Below are 21,545 nucleotides of genomic sequence, written 5' to 3' on the forward strand. Positions count from 1 at the left end.
TATTGTAGGACTTACGCACTATAAATTTTCCAACTTTTGTGGCAGCAGATAATTCTTGTCTAAAATAAAACCATCAATGAAGCTCTTGATGATTGGTCTAAATAAACTCTTCTGCCACTGATAAATATTCATAAAAATATCATTCCATTGTATTTGTTGTACCTGCACATAAGCCATTAATGATGCAAAAATATGATTGTGAATGAGCTTCATTCGCCTAACCTGAAATTTTTCAATATGACATACCTGTTTAATGACTCGGTGATATTGCTCAATCTTCCAATGACTTGCATGTAAATCTTGAAACCGATCTAATGTTAAATACTCATTAGGATCATAAACAATATAAAACCTCTGCTGTTCTTTGAGCTGAGTCTTAAATAATTGTACAAATCCAAAGTCTTTGAGCCACACTGTTTGACCATTTTCAAATGCAGGTAGTTGCCTAATCTGATGCCAATTCCCTTTTTCAAGGGATACCTTTCGATTACTGTCGATACCAAACATAAATCGAATACCATGATTTCTTATGGTTTTTAGATTTGAAGTTGAAGCATACCAACTATCGCCTGTGACATAAGAAATGTCTGCGCCCCATTGAAGAACATCATTCAACATGTCTAGAAAGTAGTCATTTTTAGTCTTATTTTCAGATTTATCATAGAGCCTAAAATTGATCGGCACATTTTTACCCTGCAAATCTGTCGCATACAGTGTAATGAGATTGATACCTTTCACTGAACGATGATGTTTACCAGACCAGAAAAAACCAACTAAATCCATATGTTGACTATAAGGTTTATCTAATACGGTATCATCCACACTGACAATAAGTTTATTATTATCAATGTATTGCATAGCTTCGTGATATAAATCTTGTGGGCCGTAATTTTCACGCTCCAAGAAACGATTCACACTGTCGTGAGAGATTTGATAGGTATCTGCAAGTTGCGTACAACTTATAGAATGTGGTTCTGTCATAAGAAATCCCATATAGATGGGTAAATTACATTGAGCTGTTGAAGCATGTTTAGTTTGTCTGATCACTTTGATGTTATACAGCTTATTTATCATTTTTTTATACTGTCAATGCGTAAGTCCTATATTGGATTAAATAAATAGATGCTCTTTATATATTTAAAATATATAAAGAGCATAACGATTAAGAAAAATCTAATTCTTTCTCAAAAGTTCTTAATTCATGGCGTGCCATTGCTAAGTTAGATTTAGTACGGTCTAGTACAAGGTAAAGAAATAAATTTCCGTTACTCTCTAAAGGACGGATTAAATGATACGCTTTACCTAAAGTGATAAGAATATCTTCAATGTCGTCATTAAGTTTTAATGAGTTTGCAACACGACGTTTTGCACGAATAACTTCGGTATTACCCGCAGCAGCAAGCTCTAAATCAAGAGTTCCCCCACCTTGGGTGGCTAAGGCTAAACCACTTTCCGTATCTACTAATGCTGCTGCAACAAAACCGTCAATACTTGTTAAACCGTCTAATGAAATTTTAGCCATTCTTTATCTCTTCTCTAATGTTTAAAGGATTGGAAATGCAATTATAGATAGTTTTTCTTATAAAAAATGGATAATTACATCATTTTTTATGCACTTAAATAATACCTGATTATATTAGTTGGGTTTAATATGTGTTTTATTTTGCATAATTTTTTATTTCTGAGACTTATTTTGGTATTTTGCATCGGTTTTATGATTTTGTTTTGTGATTTTTATTGAAAAATAAGTGAATTTTATTGATATTATATGGCTGTTTTTTAATCGAGTCTTAACTAGAGACTATTTTAAAAGTACACTTTTGTAGTATTTTTTATCAAGTTTGAGGATGATGGTCTGAGCGTAAAAAATTAGTCACCTGTCTTAAATTTCAGCAAAATTTTTAGTTTTTTATCTGAGTTGGCTTAAAAAGCAATAAAATTGTTAGACAATGATATAGAATTTATGAGGTAAGATCAGTTAAAACAAAAAGCGCAAATAGCATTGGAACATGCGTATAACAATGAGAGCGAGGGGATTATGAATCTCGAAGAGGCTGATAGTCTTTCTGAACAGATTGCAAAATATATTAGTGAACAAATTATTAGTGGTGAGCTGGTTGAGGGAGAACGTATTCAAGAATTGCGCATTGCGAAGGAATTAGATGTTAGTCGTGGTTCTGTCCGTGAAGCGTTGTTATTGCTAGAACGTACTTATCTGATTGAGATTTTTCCACGCCGTGGTGCGATTGTTTCTGAAATGTCAGCTCAGCAAGTCAAAGCATTATTTGACACCAATGTCATGGTACTTGGGCATATCGTGCAACGGATTAGTGAAACTTGGCGTGCGAATGAGGCTGAACAGTTACAGGCTCTATTGGATCAATTGGTTGAGTTTGTTCGTACAGGGGATATCGAAAAATTTTACGATGCGATCTTTAAATACTTAGCAGAACAGCATGATATGGTGGCAAATCCCTATCTTATGCAATTCTATAAAGAACTTTTGCCTTCGTTACGTCGTAGCTATTTTTTAACCTTGAATACTTCACGTCGTGAGCTGCAAGAATCATTTACCCTGTTTAAACTGGTGATTGATGCTATTTTGATCCGAAAATCACAACAAGCTGCTTTATTTATGGAAGATTTTTGTCGACACTTGCGCAACCTTGTGTTGGAATCTCTGACACGTATGAAACAGATTGAATTGGCTTGGGCTAGACGCTCACGCCGCTAGTTAGGGCAGTATGCGTTTAAGCAGTTTAAAACTTTCAGGCTTTAAATCTTTTGCCGATAGTACCACATTAAATTTTAAGGCAAACCGTACCGCAGTAGTGGGTCCAAACGGTTGTGGTAAGTCGAATGTCATTGATGCAATTCGTTGGGTGATGGGCGAGTCCAATGCACGCCAATTACGTGGTGGCAGCATGCAGGATGTCATCTTTACAGGGACAGTCAAGCGTAAACCTGTCGGTGTTGCAAGTGTCGAACTGCGTTTTGATAATACTTATGGCAAATTAGGCGGGGCTTATAATGCCTATAGCGAACTGGCAGTCCGTCGCCAAGTGACGCGTGAAGGTAAGTCTGAATATTTCTTAAATGGCACGCGTTGTCGCCGTCGTGATATTACCGATATTTTCTTGGGTACAGGTCTAGGGCCTCGTTCTTATGCGGTGATTGAACAGGGTATGATTAACCGTTTAGTCGATGCCAAGCCTGAAGAAATGCGCGTGTTTATTGAGGAAGCCGCAGGGGTATCTCGTTATCAAGCACGTCGTCGTGAAACCTTACAGCACTTAGAACATACTGAACAGAATTTGGCACGTTTAGACGATATTGCGGCTGAACTAAAATCACAACTCAGAACATTAAAACGTCAGTCTGAAGCCGCGATTCAATACAAGACTTTAGAAGGGCAGATCCGTACATTAAAAATTGAGATTCTTTCGTTTCAAGCCAATCAAAGTCAAAAGTTACAACAAGAATATACGGTTGAAATGACGGCGCTGGGTGAAAACTTTAAGTTGGTTCGTTCTGAGTCACAGACCATTGAACACGATCTTGAAGCCACCAGTGCTTTATTCCAACGCTTAATTCAGCAATCTTCACCTTTGCAGCATGAATGGCAACAGGCCGAGAAAAAGTTGTCTGAATTAAAAATGACTTTGGAACAAAAACAGAGTTTATTCCAGCAAAACAGCAGTAGTTTGGTTCAACTTGAACAGCAAAAATTACAAACCAAAGAGCGTTTGCAACTATCCGAATTACAGGTCGAAACTTTAACAACTCAATTTGATGAGCAAAACGAAAGCTTACTTGCCTTAGAGCAGCAAACGCAAACTGCTGAGCAAAATTTTAGCGATGTTCAAGCCCAACATAAGCAAGCACAGCAGCAATTTGAACAACTGAAAACTCAAGTCGATCAGCAACAACAAAAAAAGTTGCAGATGGCTGCACAAATTGAGCAATTGGGTAAGAATGTTCTGCGGATTGAGCAGCAAAAGCAGACTTTGCAAACGCAAAGCACTCAGATTCGTGCTCAGGTTCAGGATGATGAACAGGCGCAGTTAGAACAATTACAGCAGCAACTGCAACAGGAAATAATTGCGTTAGAAACCGCGATTGAGCAATTACAGCAGGGTGTTCAGACACAGCAAGATCAACAACAGTTGCAGAAGGCCGATGTACAGAACTTGAAAACTGAGATTCAGGTTTTATTGGCTGAACAAAAGAATTTAAATCAATTGGTGGCGAAGCAGAGCCCGAAGCATGATCAAAATGCAGCTCGATTGATGCAAAGCCTACGTTTAACTGCTCAAGCTAAAGCGCATGCAAACATTATTGAGAAGTTCTTGGCCAAGTGGTTGCAAGCGCATTTACTGGATGGTGAACAGTCATTTCAGGAAGGTGTGGCTCGACAGTTAAAAACAGAATCTCCCTTGCAGAGCTATAATCGCTCCTCACCTCTTTTAAAAAGAGGGGAACTCCCTCCTTTTATAAAGGAGGGCTGGGGTGGATTTAATGATTATTTAAGTGATTGGATCGAAGCCCCGCAATCTTCACTCTGGTCAAATGTTGCCGTTGCAGAAGATTTAACCACAGCTTTGCGATATCAATTGGATCTCCAGCAAGCACAATCCATTTTAACGCTGGATGGTTATCATGTCGGTGCCGATTGGGTGATTGGTCTGCATTATGATGAAGATAGCCAAACTGCGCAGGGGATGCTTAGCCATCAAGTCCGTTTAGAAGAAATTGAACAGCAGCTTGCGGAGAAGCAAGCACAATTGCTTGAGTTGGAAAATCACTTTTCACAACAGCAGCAAGGGCTGCAACAGCAACAGCACAACTTACAGCAACAGCAGCAAAGTCTGAAACAAAAACAGAAAGAGCAGCAACAGCTTGATGTACAAATTGCCAAACTACAAAGTACGGCACAGGCATTTGTATTACAGCAGATACAATTAGCAGATCAACTTAAACAGCTCGATGTGCAACTTGAAGAAGATGCCATGCAGCGTGATGATTTGGAAATTGATTTACATGCACTTGCACTCAAATTAGAAGCAGTATTACCGAATTATAAGACTTTACAGTTTCAGGTCGAAAATCTGAATGAACAGTTGGATGAGCAACAACAGCAGTTGACGCAACAGCAGCAGCAACGTGAAGCTTTGCGCCGCCAGACCTCGCAAGCCAATCAACAAATTGAGTTGCTCGAAAAAGATATTTCATTTCTGAAAACCCAATATCGACAAATCATTGAACAGATTGAGCAAGCGAAAAAGTTTGTTGATCCGATTCAGCTTGAATTACCGAACTTAGAGTCGCAATTCCAAGAGCAATTTCAGCAAACAGAAAAGCTGCAAAAAAATTGGAATGAGTGGCAACTTGAACTGAATCAAGTCCAAGAGAAACAGCAGCAATTGACAGAACAACGTCATCAAGCACAGCAAAAAGATGAGCAGGTGCGTGAGCAGTTAGAGCAAAAGCGTTTGGCTTGGCAAGCTGCTAAATCAGATCGTGAGCATTATCTGGAACAGCTCAAAGAACTCAATGCCGATGCCTTATCTGATCTCTCGATTGAAATAAAAGATCATCAACAAAAATTAGAAAGAGCATTGCAACAATTTGATAAAATTGGTGCGGTAAACTTGGCAGCTTCACAAGAATATGCAGACGTGTCACAGCGTTTTGATGAGCTGAGTCATCAGATGCAAGATCTACAAAATACGGTTGATCAGCTCAAAGATGCGATGAAAAGTATTGATCAAGAAACACGTAAATTATTTATGACCACCTTTGATCAGGTCAATCAAGAGCTGCAAGTGTTGTTTCCAAAGGTATTTGGTGGCGGTGAAGCGACCTTAAGTCTTGAGGATGATTGGCAGTCTGGGGTGAAATTGATGGCACGTCCACCTGGCAAACGTAATAGTTCTTTGGCACTACTTTCAGGTGGTGAAAAGACTTTAACTGCTTTGGCATTGGTATTTGCGATCTTTAGGTTGAATCCTGCACCTTTCTGTGTATTAGATGAAGTTGATGCACCACTTGATGATGCCAACGTACAGCGGTATTGTAATTTGGTAAAAGAGCTTTCTGAACAAGTGCAATTCATTTACATTACACATAATAAATTGGCGATGACAATGGCAACTGATTTACTGGGAGTGACCATGCCAGAGCCGGGCACATCAAAATTAGTGACTGTCGATTTAGAACAGGCAAAAGAATACGGGTTAGTTTCGGAGTCCTAGTATGGAAATGAATACAATAATAGGCATTGTTATCGCCGTTGTGATTATGCTCGTTGGGTTAGCAATGGTTTTGAGAAAACCAAAAACAGTTGAGCCATCATTAGACGCTGATTTACATATTAATTCTGACAGCAATCAGCCTGTGATCCCGCGTAATGTACGAGAGCAGCTTCTACAAAAAGACACTGTAATCTCAACAACTGAACGGGTTGAACCAAGTTTTAAAGCAGAAACTATTCAAGTAGATATTCAAGCAGCACCAGTACAAACTGTTGCAGAAGAGAAAGCTGAAGAAACGGTAAAAGTTGCGGCTGAGCCTGTCATTCATACTGAAATCAATACAAGCATTGAACGATCAGAAGATCAACCACGAGTAGTGGAGGTATCTGATGATGAAGACTTGTTAGATAAAGCTGATGAAACGAAAGTTGAGCCAGAACTGAGTTTAAATCCAAATATTGCAACTGTTGAAATTGAAGAATTTGATGGTGAGAGTAATATCTTGGATGTGCATTTACATGAACAGCAACGTTATGATGATGAAAGTGCATTAGCAACAGCTGAGCAGATTATTGCGCTGAATGTTTTTCCAAATCCACGCCGTGCGTTGTCGGGCGATAAAGCATTAAAAGTATTGCTGAAATATGGTCTCTGCTTTGGTGAAATGTCGTGTTTCCACCGTTATGAAAATACAGAAGAGCCAAGCACATTGATGTTCTCTGTATTGCGAATGACGGACAATGGTCCTGCTGGCTTTGATTTAGAAAGTTTATCTGGTGAGCAAGTACAAGGTTTAGCATTCTTCCTTGCACTGCCAAATAGCAAAGCTGTGACTGGCTATGACATGATGACCAGTATTGCAGGCTTAATTGCGCGTGAAGTCGATGGCAAAGTCTATGATGAAAATAATTTAGAATTTACGCCACAATTGAAAGAACATTGGCGTCATCATGTGATTGATTACCGTCCAAATCAAGCAACCGTCTAATGAATCTTTTATAATAAATTCAGTAAAAAATTATAGGGCGGTTTTTCCGCCCTTTTATATGGTGAAATTTAAATGGAACACAACTCAGTTATTGAGCAAATGCGTCAGTTAATTCAACTGATTGCAAAACATAACCATGCTTACTATGTGATGGATGAGCCATCCATTTCTGATAGTGAATATGACCATTTATTTCATCAGCTTAAAGCATTAGAACAACAATATCCTGATTTGATTCAGACAGATACGCCGACCAATAAGGTTGGTGGTCAAGCCCTATCAAAGTTTGAAAGCGTGACCCATGCTGTTCCCATGCTGTCATTGGGAAATGTCTTTAATCAAGATGATCTATTTGCTTTTGCTCGCCGTATTGATGAGCGTTTACCGAACCAAAAAGTTCAATATGAAGTTGAACTCAAGCTTGACGGTTTGGCGATTTCACTTTGGTATGAAAATGGTGTACTGGTTCGTGGTGTCACTCGTGGTGATGGTGAGACAGGTGAAGACATTACCCAAAATGTTAAAACCATTCGTAACTTGCCAAAAGTTCTATCGGGTCAGCATCAAGCGATTCCACAATTTTTAGAAGTCCGCGGTGAAGTGTTGATGCCGAAGCAAGGCTTTGAAAAACTCAATGCCGATCAGGAAGCGAAAGGTGATAAGACCTTTGCGAATCCACGTAATGCCGCGGCAGGAAGTTTAAGACAGCTTGACCCAAATATTGCTGCGTCACGTCCATTGGCATTCTATGCTTACGGTATTGCTCAGTGTGAGCCTAGTCATGGTCTCGCAACGATGCATGATAGTTTACATTGGTTAACCAAATTTGGTTTTGAAATCGCTGAGCGTCAATTCTTGTGTGCTTCGATTGAAGAAGTACAACAACGTTATGAACAAATTCAACAAGAACGTCCAGATTTAAAAGTTGAAATTGATGGCATGGTGGTGAAGGTCGATGATCTGAAACAACAACAACAATTGGGTTTTTTGAGTCGTGAACCGCGTTGGGCAACCGCTTATAAATTCCCTGCACAAGCTGCCTTGACCAAAGTTGAAAATATTGATTGGCAAGTCGGACGTACTGGAACACTTACCCCAGTTGCACGTTTAGCACCCGTCTTTGTGGGAGGTGTAACTGTTTCCAATGTGACTCTACATAATATTGGTGAAATTCATCGTTTAGACGTACGCGTTGGCGATACGGTCAGTGTGTACCGTACGGGTGATGTGATTCCGAAAGTTGAAAAAGTTTGGGCTGAATTTAGACCTACTGATGCGGAGATGGTACATCTTCCGACGAATTGCCCTGTATGTGAATCGCCTGTTGTTATGCCAGAAGGTGAAGCACTAGCACGTTGTTCGGGTGGCTTATATTGTGCGGCACAACGTATTGAGGCGATTCGTCACTTTGTATCCCGTAAAGCCTTGGATATTGAAGGTTTGGGAGATCGTTGGGTAGAGTCGTTATTACATCTCGATTTACTCAAAGATGTTGCCGATATTTATCATTTGCATGAGCATCGTGACACCTTATTGACTATCGAGAAAATGGGTGAAAAATCCGTTCAAAACCTGATTGATGCCATCGAAGCGAGTAAGAAAACGACTTTGGCACGTTTTATTTATGGCTTAGGTATTCGTGGTGTAGGTGAAACCACGGCACGTATGTTAGCCAATACCTTCCAAACTTTGGATGTTTTGAAAGCTGCCGATGTTGAAGCACTTAAGAAAACGCCTGATGTCGGTGATATTACAGCGGAGTGGATTGCAGATTTTTTCCAAGCACCGCATAACATTGAAGTACTCGATCGTTTATTGGCAGCGGGGATTCATTGGGATGCACCAACTGCACCAACACGTCAACCCTTGAATGGTGAGAGTTGGGTGGTCACAGGCACACTGGAAACCATGGGACGTGATGAGGCGACACAAAAGTTACAAGCTTTAGGTGCGCGAGTCAGTGGTAGTGTGTCCAGTAAAACCAAATGTGTCGTTGCGGGTGAAAAAGCAGGAAGCAAATTGGATAAAGCACAAAAATTAGAAATTCGAGTGATGAATGAACAAGAGTTTTTAGATTTCTTGGCGCAGTACGGAGGTGTTGAATGAGTATTAAAGCATTTAAAGCCCATCTGGCCACAAAACCTGAAAAAGAATTGCTTCAAGAAATTGTTAAACTATATCAACAGTTTTCAGTAGTCAGAGATTTTTATGATTCACAGATAAGTGCAGAGGGGGCAAATGACGTACTTTCTAAATATAAAAAAATAATTCAAGATGAATTTTTGCCCAAACATGGATTTGGTGATGCAAGGTTATCTGTCGCACGAAAAGCGGTTATGGACTTTAAAAAGCTCAATGGATTAAATATACATCTAGTTGATCTTGCAATCTATTATGTTGAAACTGGAGTAAAATTTACCAACATGTATGGCGATATTAATGAGCCATTTTATAATAGCATGGAGTCAATGTTTGCTCAGGCAATGAAATGGATGAAGCAGCTCAATGTAGAAAGTCAATTTCAACAAAGAGCAACAAAAATTTGTCACGATACAGATGGCATTGGCTGGGGGTTTCATGATGGACTATGTGAAACTTATAGTGATTATTTTGATGATTAATACTTAAAAGTATAAGAAACAAGCCTATTCAAACCGATGTGGTTGAATAGGCTTTTTATTGTTAAATATATTTTTTCACAATGCCATCATCGAGTAATTGCTGGAAATGTTCGCAAACACTGCCACGGATATCTCGATAGTGAATACCTAACTCATTCACACTACGCTGTGAATTAAAGTAGATTGGATAACCCATATTCAGTTTGACAAATTGGCGTGAATGACCAAATACGGGTGCAACTAAAGAGAATGCTGTTTTAGGTACAGTGAAATGTGGGAATGGGTATCTATAACCGAATTTTTGCGTTAAGGCTTTGCCCATTTCGAGCAAACTTAATGTTCCGCCACAAATGATATAGCGACCTTGCGCTTTAGGATTGAGTGCCGCAGCAACATGTGCATCTGCAACATCACGGACATCTACGATTCCATTCCACATTGGCGGTACACCAAATAATGTTGTGCCATTCCCGAACTGTTGTAAAACTTCGATACTGCCAGATTGACTTGCATCAGTGAGTGATGGTCCCATCACCAGTGCAGGGTTGATACAGACAAGACTCCAACGATTTTGTTGCTCGGCCATTTCCCAAGCTTTGCGTTCAGCAGCAACTTTTGAATATGGATAAGGTTGATGGGTTTCACTACTGGTGTTATTCCAATGGTTCTCATCAAATTCATTATTTGCTGTGTTTTGAATTTCAACTGCATCACCATAAGTTGACGCAATACTTGAGGTTAAAACCACACGTTTCACTGATTCTGTACGATTTACACTATCTAAGACATTCTCTGTACCTTTGACTGCAGGTTCAATAATGTCTTTAACCGCATCTTTATAGTTAGTGACAACAAAAGGTGATGCTGTATGAATGACGACTTCACATCCTTGCATGGATTCATCAAAAGAATGTGCTTCGAGTAAATCTGCTTTGAAAAATTGAATTTTTCCAGATGACTTTTCTGCAATATCATATAAATGCTGAATTTTATTTTTCTTTGATGGGTCCCGAACTGTTGCATGAACGTTATAGCCTTGATTGAGCAGTCGTTCGATAATCCAGCCAGCAATATAACCTGTTGCGCCAGTGACTAATATTGGTTTACTTTTGTCCATTGTTATTTCCGCATAATGTTTTTGTGATTGATGTTATTTAACGAATTTTGCTCAAACAAACAACGGCTGAACAGTCATTTTTTTATAATTTATGCTTAAAAGCCGAACTGAATAAGAAGCATTGCGAATCGTTACAAAAATTCAAACAACAGATTTTTCCTAAAATTATGCTTTAGATGGTTTTTGAATCTTATGCAAAGGCTTATTTTACTTGGATAAATTAAGCTAATTAGAACTGTAAATGCGTATGTTTCTCATTTTAATTTGATAAAAATCATAAACTTACACATAATATTTTTGCAATTGCTGTCTAATTTCACCATAATAGACTTATTCGATAGGGAGTAAGTATTATGCGTGGCAATCCAGAAGTCATCGACTATTTAAATATGCTCATTGGCGGTGAATTGGCTGCTCGTGATCAATATTTAATTCATTCAAGAATGTATGAAGATTGGGGCTTAAGTAAAATTTACGAGCGTATTGATCATGAAATGCAAGAAGAAGCTTCACATGCTGATTCAATCATTCGCCGTGTTTTATTTTTGGGTGCTCAACCTAATATGAATCGTGAAGACATCAATGTGGGTACGGATGTTGTAAGTTGTTTAAAAGCTGATTTAGCACTTGAATATCATGTTCGTGAGAAACTTGCGACAGGTATTAAATTGTGTGAAGAAAAAGGCGATTATATTAGCCGTGATATGTTGCGTCAGCAGCTTTCTGACACAGAAGAAGATCATACCTATTGGTTAGAAAAACAATTGCGTTTAATTGAATTAATTGGTTTGCAAAACTATATTCAATCGCAAATTTAAGTTTTTGTGAATTAGAAAAACTCAGCAGATGCTGAGTTTTTTTGTTTAAGCACTATTTTTTAATTTGAGCATCTTTTAAATCTTTTAATACTTGATCAGCATGCGTTTGCGTATTCACACTCGTGTAGTGATACATAATTGCACCTTGAGGATTAATCAAGAAACTCTCACGTTTAGCAATTTTTGTAATCCCGAGGTTTCTAACAATGCCAAATTTTCCAGCAAGTTCGCCTTTTTCATCTGCCAAAATTGGGAACGGTAAACCGAGCTTTTGTGAAAATTTTTGGTGTGATGCAACATCATCTAAGCTAACACCTAAAACTACTGCATTCGACTTTAAGAATTGAGGATAAAGTGATTTAAATTGATTCGCTTCTTGAGTACATCCCGCAGTGTCATCTTTAGGGTAGAAATAAAGTACAATCCATTTGCCTTTATATTGGTTCAAAGTGTGCCATTTGCCACTTTGATCTTGAAGTTTGAAATCTGGCGCAGACTGTCCCACCCATTCTTTTTTTGCGCTATCTTGCTTAGAAAATAAGGTGTTTTGTGCGCTACTTAAACTTGGTGAGCTAAGTAAAATAAGAGAACTACATAGAATAAGAACTTTGGATTTTATCGTAGCCATTATCTTGATCTCAAAGTGTGGTAGACACTTACTTTAGCAAATTTAAAAATTTGATGTGTGAGTAAATTCTTTACAGGGCTTTTGATTGTTTTATATAGTTGAATTTAAATGCAGTATAACTAAAAGGAAAATAGAGTGGATGTCGGTGCAGTGTTAATTAAATTGAAGCAAGACACGCTAGCAAATGTCGATGCTTGGCAGCAAGAAATTGAACAACGTAAAGCAGAAGCGATTCAAACACTTCAAGCAGAAGGAGTAAAAGTTGAATCTTGGTTTCAATTGGAACTAGATGGAAATCATTATCTACTTGCTTATATGCGTGCAAATGATATTGCATATGCTCAGCAAATTGCACGGAACAGCTCTTTTGATATAGATAAGGTTCATAAGCAATTTAAACAAAATTGGGAGTGCGTTATTCCAGCAAAGCTTTTGGTAGATTTGGAAAATAATGACGAGAGCTAATCAGAGTATACTGGCTTTAAGTTTGAAAAACTGGACAAGCGTGTGACCTATAAGATTCTACTCATCACTGGCTGGGGTGGTGGTGCTGAATTATTAAAACCTTTACATGATGCTTTAGAACAAAAGGGATATCTCGTTGAGCGGATTAATATTTTTAATGCTCTCGATAATGAAGTTTTGCAACAGCATGTTGAACTTGCGGTTAAATATGATGTAATTGTCGGGTGGTCGCTTGGTGGTCAGTTGGCAACCTTATTGGTTAATCAAATAGAAAAACAATATGCTAAGCAGAAGCTGTTAATCACTTTGGCTTCGAATCCATGTTTTGTCGCGCAAGATGATTGGACGACAGCCATGCCAGTAGAAACTTTTATGCAGTTTAAACAGTCATTTGAACATGATGCAATTACGACTTTAAAGCGTTTTGGTTTGTTAGTCTGTCAAGGTGCTAGTTCAGCAAAAAAAGATTTCTTAGCTATGCAAAAATTGATTCTTCCTCAACCAATTGCGTTATTGAAGCAAGGTTTAGAATTGTTAAAGCAGTTAAATTTGGTTGATATATGTAAAAAATATCAAGGTAGACAGTTGCATGTCTTTGCAGAGCATGATGCTTTAGTTCCTTACCAAATTGCACAGAATATTCAAGATTTAGCTGCAAAGAATTTATCTATTGTTTCGATTGAAGGCTCTTCACATGGCTTTCCATGCTTTATGGTTGAGCAGACTGTGCAAATAATTGAAGATTGTCTTAAAAAGACCGCTTAATCTGGCTTGAAATGAAAGTTCTCGCAATATATTTTAGATTTTGACAAGTTTAAGATTAAGAGCGATTGAAACTTATTGAATGTTTTTATCATTGTTGAAATTTACTTTGAGTATTCGCTATCGTGGAGGCGACATGGATGTCGCCGTTAGGCTGTGGCATCAAGGACGTGCCATCAGCCTAACAAAAGATTTTTGCTTACTTTTCATCTTTGAAAAGTAAGTCCAGCTGAAGGCTTATCCTGAAATTGGATGAGTACTCGGAATAACACCATGCAGTACATTGTTAAATATTGGATTTATAGAGGTATAGGATGACTGACCTATTTGATTTAGAACATATATGGCATCCCTATACTTCGATGTTAAATCCACTGCCAACTTTTAAAGTCAAACGTGCCTATGGTGCAACGATTGAGTTAGAAGATGGCCGAACTTTAGTGGATGGCATGTCGTCATGGTGGTGTGCGATTCATGGTTATAACCATCCTGAACTGAACCAAGCGGTTTCAGACCAATTGCAGAACATGGCGCATATTATGTTTGGCGGTCTGACCCATGACCCTGCAATTGAATTAGGCAAATTACTATTAAAAATTACGCCGCCGAGTTTAGATAAAATTTTCTATGCAGATTCAGGTTCAGTTGCTGTAGAAGTGGCCTTAAAAATGGCAGTTCAGTACTGGTCTTCAAAGAAGGGGGCTGCACTGAATCAACCTGAGAAAACTAATTTTATTACCACGCGTTCTGGTTATCATGGCGATACATGGAATGCGATGTCTGTCTGTGATCCAGTCACAGGAATGCATCAAATTTTTGGTACAAGTTTACCGAATCGAATTTTTGTACCCGCGCCACAAAGTCGCTTTGATGCAGAATGGGACCCACAAGATATTCAGCAACTCAAACAGCAGATTGAACAGCATCATCACAGCATTGCTGCACTGATTATAGAGCCGATTGTACAGGGTGCAGGCGGAATGCGTTTTTATCATCCTGAATATTTACGTCAGGCCAAGGCGTTATGTGAGCAGTACAATTTGTTGTTGATCTTTGATGAGATTGCCACGGGTTTTGGACGTACAGGCAAAATGTTTGCATGGGAACATGCCCAAGTAGAGCCAGATATCATGTGTATTGGTAAGGGCTTAACAGGCGGTTATATGACACTGTCTGCGACTTTAACGACTAAGCAAGTGGCTGAAACCATTAGTCGTGGTGAAGCAGGTGTGTTTATGCATGGCCCGACTTTTATGGCAAATCCATTGGCTTGTGCAGTTGCGTTAAGAAGTACTCAACTGTTGGTGGAACAGGATTGGCAAGCCAATATTCAACGGATTGAAAAGATTCTGACTGAACAATTAACCGATTTAGCCCAACTTGACCACGTTGCGGATGTACGGGTTTTAGGGGCGATTGGCGTGGTGGAGTTAATCACTAATGTTGATATGAAAACCTTACAGCAACAGTTTGTGGAGCGTGGCATTTGGGTGCGGCCATTTGGGAAATTGGTCTATGTAATGCCGCCGTATGTGATTAGCGATGATGAACTCCATTATTTATTGGCACAGATGAGTGAAGTGGTAAAAAATATGCAAGGAGCGCATAGCAATGTCCTTGCTTGATCATTATGCTGAGCAGCTTGACCACTTTAAACTGCAAGGTAATTTCCGCCAATTTACGTCAAATCAACAGCAGGGACGATGGATCACCATTCAAGATCGAAGCATGTTGAATCTGGCATCCAATGATTATTTAGGCTTAGCCGCTGATTTAAATTTAAGAGAAGAATTTCTTGATACGTTGAAAATTGAACGGGCATTATTTAGTTCATCATCATCAAGATTACTCACAGGCAATTTTGCAGAATATGAGCAATTTGAAAATAGCCTAAGCATAGCCTTTGGTCGTGCCGCTTTACTTTTCAATAGTGGCTACCACATGAATATCGGTATTTTGCCTGCTTTATGTGATAGCAAAACCGTGATTTTGGCGGATAAACTAGTTCATGCCAGTATGATTGATGGTATTCGTCTATCGAATGCTCAATATGTGCGTTATCGTCATAATGATTTGCAGCATTTGGAACAGTTATTGCAAAAGTATCATCAAGATGAGCAAATTGAACGTGTCATTGTGGTGACTGAAAGTATTTTTAGTATGGATGGTGACGAGACGGATTTAGCTGCATTGGCGCAGTTAAAACAACGTTATGTCAAAACCATGTTGTATGTCGATGAAGCACATGCGATTGGGGTTAGGGGGGAGCAAGGTCTAGGCTGTGCTGAGCAATATGGCGTATTGGATCAGATTGATTTCCTTGTTGGGACTTTTGGCAAAGCGATTGCTTCTGTGGGCGGCTACGTCATTTGTGATTCAATCATCCGTGACTATCTGATCAATAAAATGCGTCCACTTATTTTTAGTACAGCTTTGCCTCCAATCTCGATGGCATGGTCAGATTTTATTTTTAATAAAGTATTGAGCATGCAGCAACAGCGTCAGCACTTAGCTGAGATCAGTCATTTTTTACAGCAAGCGGTAATTGCAAAAGGTTTTTCAAGCCCATCGAGCAGTCATATCATTCCAATTATCTTGGGTGAAAGCCAAGCGGCCATTGAAAAAGCACGCTATATACAACAACAAGGTTTTTATGCTATGCCAGTACGCCCACCAACAGTGCCACAAAATAGTTCACGCTTGCGTATTTCTTTAACTTCTTTGGTGCGAAAAAACGAATTGGAACAATTGGTGGAGTGTTTGTGAGCATCAATAAAGCACTGGTTGCCCAACGTTTTGCCAAAGCAGGGCAAAGCTATGTCGAGCATGCTGTGGTACAGAAACAGATTAGTGCACAGTTATTTGAATATCTTAAACAATATTGTCCACAGTCTTTGCCATCCGTACTTGAAATCGGTTGCGGTTCAGGCAATTTAACGCATTTATTTCATACTCATTTTCAGTTTGATCAATTATTTTTAAATGATCTTTATGAGGATGTAGATCAGCATTTTTCAAATTTTAAATCCCCTCACTTGCGAAGTGATACTTCTCACCCTTTTATTAAGGGGAGACCTAAGGTTGATTGGTTGATCGGTGATATTGAGCAGCTTAAATTACCATCTGGATTAGATGCGGTGATTTCGAGTTCCGCTTTGCAATGGATGACTGATCTACCTGCATTATTACAACGAATTTATGATGCTTTAAAACCGAAAGGCTATTTGGGTTTCTCTACATTTGGTGAAAACAATTTAATTGAAATCAAGCAACTGACAGGACAAGGTTTAAATTATTATTCCAGTGAAGTATTGAAACAGAAACTTGAAGAGAGTGGCTTTGAGATTGTGTTTATACAAGAAGAGCAAAAACATCTATATTTTGATGATCCTAAATTAGTTCTGCATCATCTAAAAGCGACAGGTGTAACAGCAACATCGAAATCGCATCGCTGGACGAAACAATCCTTGCAGCAATTTTATTCAGATTATCAACAGTTTTATGATGAGCAGGGTTTTCGCCTGACTTATCATCCGATTTATGTGATCGCGCGGAGAGCAGCATGAGTGCAGCAATTTATTTTGTCAGTGGTATTGATACTGAAATTGGTAAAACTTATGCCACAGGTTATCTCGCCAAACTTTGGACCGAACAGGGACAGCGTGTCATTACTCAGAAGTTGGTACAAACTGGCAATGTAGATATCTCGGAAGATATTGAAAAACACCGTGAAATTATGGGAATGGGTTGGTTTCAGGAAGATCATGAAAAGCTGACCATGCCTGAGATTTTTACTTATCCTGCCTCACCGCATTTAGCCACACGTTTGGATGGACGTGATCTGGATTTTGCCAAGATCGAAGCAGCGACCAAAGAATTGGCGCAGCGATTTGAGGTGGTGCTATTGGAGGGTGCTGGTGGATTGATGGTGCCTTTAACCACAGAATTGTTGACCATTGATTATATCGCTCAGCATCAATTTCCTGTGATTTTGGTGACTTCAGGACGTTTGGGCAGTATTAATCATACTTTATTGAGTTTAGAGGCATTAAAGCAGCGTGGTTTGAGTTTGCATGCTTTGGTATATAACTTAAAAGATGAATCGAAAGATCCACTTATTTCTAAAGATACAGCGGATTATTTAAAGGCTTATTTGGCAAAGCATTTTCCTGATGCTCAATGGATTGAATTGGAAAAGTTTAATTAACTTAAATTTTGCTTAGAATAAATACTAACTTATTGAAATAATTGTCTAGCTTCTTTAACGGAGTCATACTCCGTTAAAGCCAAATTTAGGTTAAACCTGCGGTTCGCCCTATTTTGGTTTCGCCCAAAGTAGGCAAAGGCATTGTCATCCACAAAACCTGTTCTCTTTTGGGTTTTGTTTTTATTATTTCGCAGAAACAATATATTGCAAAATTCACGCAGGTTGTGGATGACGTTTCCGAGTATCATATTTCATGTGAGAATTTCTGTTAAATAAAAGCAAGGTCAAGAATGAACAAGAATAAGAAATTAGTTTTATCCATTTTATGTGGGTTCTTCATAACAGTTTCAGTATCTCACGCTGCTGTACCTCCAGATAAAACTATTATCAGTTGGATCACTAATTTACAAGATTCAAATGCCAATCCTCCTCAAGCCATTCAGATTGCTTCGACCGAAGCAGTAAAACTGATCTCAGGAGAAGAAGCCTATTTATCGGGTGTGAGTTTTGAAAATGCAGGACGTAATTTTTGGGCTGGTTATGTATTAACTCGTCCAAAATTAAAACAATCTCGAATTTTAAAGGAGTTTGGTGGCCAATCGAATAGCTTTAAAGTGCATTCAACCGTTTATAAAGGCAAACCGATTCAACTGATCGAAATTGAAAGTGCAGGTTCAGGACAAGGGACAGTCGAGTCGAGTAAAAGCTTGGTTTATTTCAATCAATGGACGAGTAAACTGATTACAGAGGTCGAAGAATCTTCTTATGGTGGGCGCTATGATGAAAAGTTAGGAGAAGAAGATTGTCGCACAGGGCGGGAAAATTCAGGTTATTTAAATGTGATGCCTTATTCACCTTATGTGATTCGAACGACAGTAACCGGAGATGCATGTAATAACAAACCACAAGGCTATAAGGTGAGCAGTAAGCTTATTCCTGTTGTCATCAATGAAATAAAATAAAAAAAGCTAACAAGCGAACTTGTTAGCGCAGGAGTAAAATTGTAGTTATCTGATTAATTTTTTGTTTTTATTATTTAGTTATTACTGACGATACCGATTTTAGTTACATTGCTCTGTTGAGCGAGTGCCATCACCATCGCGATATTCTTATATTCAGCTTGAGCATCAGGTTTAAACTTGATCTGATCCTGATCAGCTTTTTGCGCAACAGATTCAAACAAAACCTTCAACGCTTGGCGATCAGCAACAGCTTGATCATTCCAAAAAATATGCCCTTGCGCATCAACCCGTAAATTGATGGTTTCAGGTGGCTTCTGATCTGTTGGCGGTGGTGGTGTGCCATTTGGCAAATTAATGTTAATGGCGTTGTTTGGAATTGGGATGGTGATAATGAACATAATCAGCAGCACCAACATGACATCAATCAGCGGTGTCATGTTGACGTCAAGCATCACATCTTCTTCTTCATTTTTCGAACCCACATTCATACCCATGTGTGATTCTCCTATTATGGTGTAGAAGCAGGGGGAGTCGTAACAAAAGCGATTTTGCCAATCCCTGCTTGCTGTGTTGTGCTGATCACCTGATCTATCGCTTCATAATGTGTCTGTTGATCGCCACGAATATGAACCTCAGGCTGCGGACGTTTTTGCGCTTCAGCTTGTAAACGAGCAAGTAACGTTTCTTTATTTGCAACGTGTTGTTCATTCCAGAAAATATCCCCCGTTTTATTGACGGAAAGCTGGATATTTTGTGGTGTGGTGGCATAAGGTGTATTTTTTTCTTCAGGTAGTTTTACCGGAACAGTGTGTGTGACCACTGGAACTGTGATTAAAAAGATAATCAGCAGTACCAGCATGATGTCGACTAACGGAGTCGTGTTAATCGTCCCGATGACATCATCGTCACTTTGATCTGAATTAATCATCATGCCCATAATGGTGTTCCTTATTTAGAATCACGGTTTGGGTGATTACTGTTTAAGTCACCGCTGAGTAATACGGCATGTAGGTCTGAACCAAATGAGCGAACATTGTCCATGACCGCTTTATTACGACGAGTTAACCAGTTATAACCAAGTACAGCAGGAACCGCGACTGCAAGACCAATTGCGGTCATAATCAGTGCTTCACCCACAGGTCCAGCAACTTTATCAATTGATGCTTGGCCTGAAATACCGATTGCAGTAAGCGCGTGATAAATCCCCCAAACTGTTCCAAATAAGCCGACAAATGGTGCGGTTGAACCCACAGTGGCAAGGAAGGCTAGACCATTGCTTAAGTGACTTTGCACTTTTTCGATTGCACGTTGGATTGAGATCGTCACCCATGTGTTGAAATCAATACGCTCTAATAATGTGCCATCATGATGTTTGGTTGAACGAATGCCTTTTTCAGCAATATAACGGTAGCTGCTATTGCTATTTAAACTTTCTGCAGCGCTATTTAAAGACTCCGCTTCCCAGAAATGGCGTTCAGCTTCTGTGCCATGGCGTTTAATTTTACTTTGTTGGAACACTTTCGACAGAATGATGTACCACGTTCCAATCGACATTAGTACCAAGATAAATAATGTTGATTTTGCGACCAAGTCACCTTCGCGCCAAAGGGCTTCTAAGCCATAAGGGTTATGTACTTTCTCAACAGTTGCAGGTAAGGGGGGCGGTGTTGGTGATGATTGTGTTGTTGAATCAGTTGCAACCGTAGTTACAGCTGTGGGTTGTGATGTTTCTTCAGCCCAAACAGAACTAATTGGAAACAGTGTGCTGGTTGAGATAAGACCAATCACAGCAAATCGAGAGATTTTTTTTACAGTTTTATTCATTTTAAATTCTCCAAAAAATTGTTTAATTCACTTCTATATGCATTAAGAAATCGTGAATGGATATTCGATCTCGTACCATTCTTGTTGTGGTACACCGTCTTTCATTGCTGCTTTAAAAGTACACAGGCTATACGCTTTAATAGCCGCCTTATCTAAGCTTTTACTGCCGCTTGATTTCTTGACTTTTGAGTCAATGACTTTGCCTGAACCATCAACCAGCACACGAATACGCACTGTACCTTCTTCTTCATTCATCAAGGCTTCACGAGGGTATTCTGGTTTCTGACATCCCGCTTCTCCTTCGGAAACCCCACGTGAAATACCAGCAGGTTTTGCAGGTGCTGGGGGAGCAGTATTTGCAACTGGTGCGGCAACAGGGCTAGGACTTGGAGAAGCTGCTGTGACAGGTGCGGGCGTTGTCACTGAAGTTTTAGTCGGTTGTGTAGGTGCTGGTTTTTGCACAGGTGTAACTTTCTCGACCTGTTTAGGTGGATCAGGCATCTTGGCCACTTTTTCGACCATTTTCGGTGGCTCGGGTGGCTTTTCTTTGGGTTTTGGTTCCTCTGGTTTTGGAGGTGGTTTGATGTCCTGAATAATCTGTAGTTCTACAGGTTTGTCGACGGGCTTGCTAAATTCTGTCGCTAAACTTGTCATCAGAATATAGGCGATAATGAGATGTAGAAATAACACCAGACCAATACCAACAAGGCGTTTGGCAGGTTGATTTTCATTCTCAGAAAAAGGGATGCCCATAAATACTCCTGAAATTGTAATCATGGATTCATCGTCGTTTGGAGGAAGGGATCAATTAAAAATTGATACTAACCGCTTTAATTTTTGATGAATCAGAGGATTACGGTGAACCACTACAACAGAAGGAAGATCATGTCGTAGTGGCG

The 21,545-nt window shown here is 39.3% G+C and carries 21 protein-coding genes; 13 read left to right on the forward strand and 8 right to left on the reverse strand.

What is annotated here, in order from left to right; all coding sequences use genetic code 11:
• Positions 1 to 18: 18 nt before the first annotated feature.
• Together O1450_RS03515 and O1450_RS03520 are read right to left on the reverse strand one after the other, a co-directional pair.
• Positions 19 to 1,047 (reverse strand): IS701 family transposase, encoded by a 1,029-nt coding sequence (locus O1450_RS03515; protein WP_269230406.1) that lies wholly within the window; start codon positions 1,045 to 1,047, stop codon positions 19 to 21.
• Between the two features lie 115 nt (positions 1,048 to 1,162).
• Positions 1,163 to 1,522 (reverse strand): roadblock/LC7 domain-containing protein, encoded by a 360-nt coding sequence (locus tag O1450_RS03520; protein WP_269229714.1) that lies wholly within the window; start codon positions 1,520 to 1,522, stop codon positions 1,163 to 1,165.
• 516 nt (positions 1,523 to 2,038) lie between these two features.
• Here O1450_RS03520 and O1450_RS03525 point away from each other — a divergent pair.
• From O1450_RS03525 to O1450_RS03545, 5 genes are all read left to right on the forward strand, one after another.
• Positions 2,039 to 2,734: a GntR family transcriptional regulator gene (locus tag O1450_RS03525; RefSeq protein ID WP_269229715.1), complete on the forward strand. Its 696-nt coding sequence runs from the start codon at positions 2,039 to 2,041 to the stop codon at positions 2,732 to 2,734.
• 10 nt (positions 2,735 to 2,744) lie between these two features.
• Positions 2,745 to 6,254 (forward strand): chromosome segregation protein SMC, encoded by a 3,510-nt coding sequence (smc, locus tag O1450_RS03530; protein WP_269229716.1) that lies wholly within the window; start codon positions 2,745 to 2,747, stop codon positions 6,252 to 6,254.
• A 1-nt stretch (position 6,255) separates the two neighbouring features.
• Positions 6,256 to 7,242: a cell division protein ZipA C-terminal FtsZ-binding domain-containing protein gene (locus O1450_RS03535; protein ID WP_269229717.1), complete on the forward strand. Its 987-nt coding sequence runs from the start codon at positions 6,256 to 6,258 to the stop codon at positions 7,240 to 7,242.
• 72 nt (positions 7,243 to 7,314) lie between these two features.
• On the forward strand, positions 7,315 to 9,348 hold the full coding sequence (ligA, locus tag O1450_RS03540; protein WP_269229718.1) for an NAD-dependent DNA ligase LigA: 2,034 nt from the start codon (positions 7,315 to 7,317) through the stop codon (positions 9,346 to 9,348).
• A complete protein-coding gene (locus O1450_RS03545) occupies positions 9,345 to 9,863 on the forward strand; it encodes a DUF6155 family protein (protein WP_269229719.1) in 519 nt (172 codons plus the stop codon). Before ligA ends, O1450_RS03545 begins: the two co-directional genes overlap by 4 nt.
• Before the next feature lie 61 nt (positions 9,864 to 9,924).
• On the opposite strand, the gene O1450_RS03550 is transcribed toward O1450_RS03545, so the two are convergent.
• A complete protein-coding gene (locus O1450_RS03550) occupies positions 9,925 to 10,980 on the reverse strand; it encodes an SDR family oxidoreductase (RefSeq protein ID WP_269229720.1) in 1,056 nt (351 codons plus the stop codon).
• A gap of 353 nt (positions 10,981 to 11,333) precedes the next feature.
• Between O1450_RS03550 and ftn the strand changes: the two genes are divergently transcribed.
• Complete coding sequence (gene ftn, locus O1450_RS03555) at positions 11,334 to 11,798, forward strand: heteropolymeric bacterioferritin subunit Ftn (protein ID WP_005056633.1); 465 nt, start codon at positions 11,334 to 11,336, stop codon at positions 11,796 to 11,798.
• Between the two features lie 52 nt (positions 11,799 to 11,850).
• On the opposite strand, the gene O1450_RS03560 is transcribed toward ftn, so the two are convergent.
• Positions 11,851 to 12,429, reverse strand: a complete 579-nt coding sequence (locus O1450_RS03560) for a peroxiredoxin (protein ID WP_269230407.1) — start codon at positions 12,427 to 12,429, stop codon at positions 11,851 to 11,853.
• Between the two features lie 132 nt (positions 12,430 to 12,561).
• Here O1450_RS03560 and O1450_RS03565 point away from each other — a divergent pair, with 132 nt between their 5' ends.
• From O1450_RS03565 to O1450_RS03595, 7 genes are all read left to right on the forward strand, one after another.
• A complete protein-coding gene (locus O1450_RS03565; RefSeq protein ID WP_269229721.1) occupies positions 12,562 to 12,891 on the forward strand; it encodes a DUF6176 family protein in 330 nt (109 codons plus the stop codon).
• A 42-nt stretch (positions 12,892 to 12,933) separates the two neighbouring features.
• Positions 12,934 to 13,656: a hydrolase gene (locus O1450_RS03570; RefSeq protein WP_442865389.1), complete on the forward strand. Its 723-nt coding sequence runs from the start codon at positions 12,934 to 12,936 to the stop codon at positions 13,654 to 13,656.
• Positions 13,657 to 13,967: 311 nt separating this feature from the next.
• A complete protein-coding gene (gene bioA, locus O1450_RS03575) occupies positions 13,968 to 15,278 on the forward strand; it encodes an adenosylmethionine--8-amino-7-oxononanoate transaminase (RefSeq protein WP_269229722.1) in 1,311 nt (436 codons plus the stop codon).
• A complete protein-coding gene (locus tag O1450_RS03580) occupies positions 15,265 to 16,419 on the forward strand; it encodes an 8-amino-7-oxononanoate synthase (protein WP_269229723.1) in 1,155 nt (384 codons plus the stop codon). The genes bioA and O1450_RS03580 overlap by 14 nt, the downstream gene beginning before the upstream one ends.
• Positions 16,410 to 17,219 (forward strand): malonyl-ACP O-methyltransferase BioC, encoded by an 810-nt coding sequence (gene bioC / locus O1450_RS03585; protein WP_269229724.1) that lies wholly within the window; start codon positions 16,410 to 16,412, stop codon positions 17,217 to 17,219. Before O1450_RS03580 ends, bioC begins: the two co-directional genes overlap by 10 nt.
• A complete protein-coding gene (gene bioD / locus O1450_RS03590) occupies positions 17,216 to 17,860 on the forward strand; it encodes a dethiobiotin synthase (RefSeq protein WP_269229725.1) in 645 nt (214 codons plus the stop codon). Before bioC ends, bioD begins: the two co-directional genes overlap by 4 nt.
• Before the next feature lie 290 nt (positions 17,861 to 18,150).
• On the forward strand, positions 18,151 to 18,822 hold the full coding sequence (locus O1450_RS03595) for a hypothetical protein (protein WP_269229726.1): 672 nt from the start codon (positions 18,151 to 18,153) through the stop codon (positions 18,820 to 18,822).
• 74 nt (positions 18,823 to 18,896) lie between these two features.
• Here O1450_RS03595 and O1450_RS03600 read toward each other — a convergent pair whose 3' ends face one another.
• The 4 genes from O1450_RS03600 to O1450_RS03615 are packed head-to-tail and all read right to left on the reverse strand — an operon-like array spanning position 18,897 to position 21,399.
• On the reverse strand, positions 18,897 to 19,316 hold the full coding sequence (locus O1450_RS03600) for an ExbD/TolR family protein (protein ID WP_269229727.1): 420 nt from the start codon (positions 19,314 to 19,316) through the stop codon (positions 18,897 to 18,899).
• A 14-nt stretch (positions 19,317 to 19,330) separates the two neighbouring features.
• Entirely contained in the window at positions 19,331 to 19,759 is a 429-nt protein-coding gene (locus O1450_RS03605; RefSeq protein ID WP_004804911.1) for an ExbD/TolR family protein, read from the reverse strand.
• A gap of 11 nt (positions 19,760 to 19,770) precedes the next feature.
• Positions 19,771 to 20,646 (reverse strand): MotA/TolQ/ExbB proton channel family protein, encoded by an 876-nt coding sequence (locus O1450_RS03610; RefSeq protein WP_269229728.1) that lies wholly within the window; start codon positions 20,644 to 20,646, stop codon positions 19,771 to 19,773.
• 42 nt (positions 20,647 to 20,688) lie between these two features.
• Positions 20,689 to 21,399 carry a TonB family protein gene (locus tag O1450_RS03615; RefSeq protein WP_269229729.1) on the reverse strand — a complete coding sequence of 237 codons (711 nt, stop codon included), beginning with the start codon at positions 21,397 to 21,399 and terminating at the stop codon, positions 20,689 to 20,691.
• Between the last annotated feature and the right edge of the window lie 146 nt (positions 21,400 to 21,545).

It is taken from the genome of Acinetobacter sp. TR11 (genome assembly GCF_027105035.1).
Taxonomy (GTDB): domain Bacteria; phylum Pseudomonadota; class Gammaproteobacteria; order Pseudomonadales; family Moraxellaceae; genus Acinetobacter.

Bases quoted from the DNA above. Each gene is read 5' to 3' on its own strand.
- ftn (WP_005056633.1), top strand. From the start codon at position 11,334: ATGCGTGGCAATCCAGAAGTCATCGACTATTTAAATATGCTCATTGGC.
- O1450_RS03525 (WP_269229715.1), top strand. From the start codon at position 2,039: ATGAATCTCGAAGAGGCTGATAGTCTTTCTGAACAGATTGCAAAATAT.
- O1450_RS03545 (WP_269229719.1), top strand. From the start codon at position 9,345: ATGAGTATTAAAGCATTTAAAGCCCATCTGGCCACAAAACCTGAAAAA.
- O1450_RS03535 (WP_269229717.1), top strand. From the start codon at position 6,256: ATGGAAATGAATACAATAATAGGCATTGTTATCGCCGTTGTGATTATG.
- O1450_RS03600 (WP_269229727.1), bottom strand. From the start codon at position 19,316: ATGGGTATGAATGTGGGTTCGAAAAATGAAGAAGAAGATGTGATGCTT.
- O1450_RS03550 (WP_269229720.1), bottom strand. From the start codon at position 10,980: ATGGACAAAAGTAAACCAATATTAGTCACTGGCGCAACAGGTTATATT.
- bioA (WP_269229722.1), top strand. From the start codon at position 13,968: ATGACTGACCTATTTGATTTAGAACATATATGGCATCCCTATACTTCG.
- O1450_RS03615 (WP_269229729.1), bottom strand. From the start codon at position 21,399: ATGGGCATCCCTTTTTCTGAGAATGAAAATCAACCTGCCAAACGCCTT.
- O1450_RS03605 (WP_004804911.1), bottom strand. From the start codon at position 19,759: ATGGGCATGATGATTAATTCAGATCAAAGTGACGATGATGTCATCGGG.
- smc (WP_269229716.1), top strand. From the start codon at position 2,745: ATGCGTTTAAGCAGTTTAAAACTTTCAGGCTTTAAATCTTTTGCCGAT.
- bioD (WP_269229725.1), top strand. From the start codon at position 17,216: ATGAGTGCAGCAATTTATTTTGTCAGTGGTATTGATACTGAAATTGGT.
- O1450_RS03595 (WP_269229726.1), top strand. From the start codon at position 18,151: ATGAACAAGAATAAGAAATTAGTTTTATCCATTTTATGTGGGTTCTTC.
- O1450_RS03610 (WP_269229728.1), bottom strand. From the start codon at position 20,646: ATGAATAAAACTGTAAAAAAAATCTCTCGATTTGCTGTGATTGGTCTT.
- O1450_RS03520 (WP_269229714.1), bottom strand. From the start codon at position 1,522: ATGGCTAAAATTTCATTAGACGGTTTAACAAGTATTGACGGTTTTGTT.
- ligA (WP_269229718.1), top strand. From the start codon at position 7,315: ATGGAACACAACTCAGTTATTGAGCAAATGCGTCAGTTAATTCAACTG.
- O1450_RS03580 (WP_269229723.1), top strand. From the start codon at position 15,265: ATGTCCTTGCTTGATCATTATGCTGAGCAGCTTGACCACTTTAAACTG.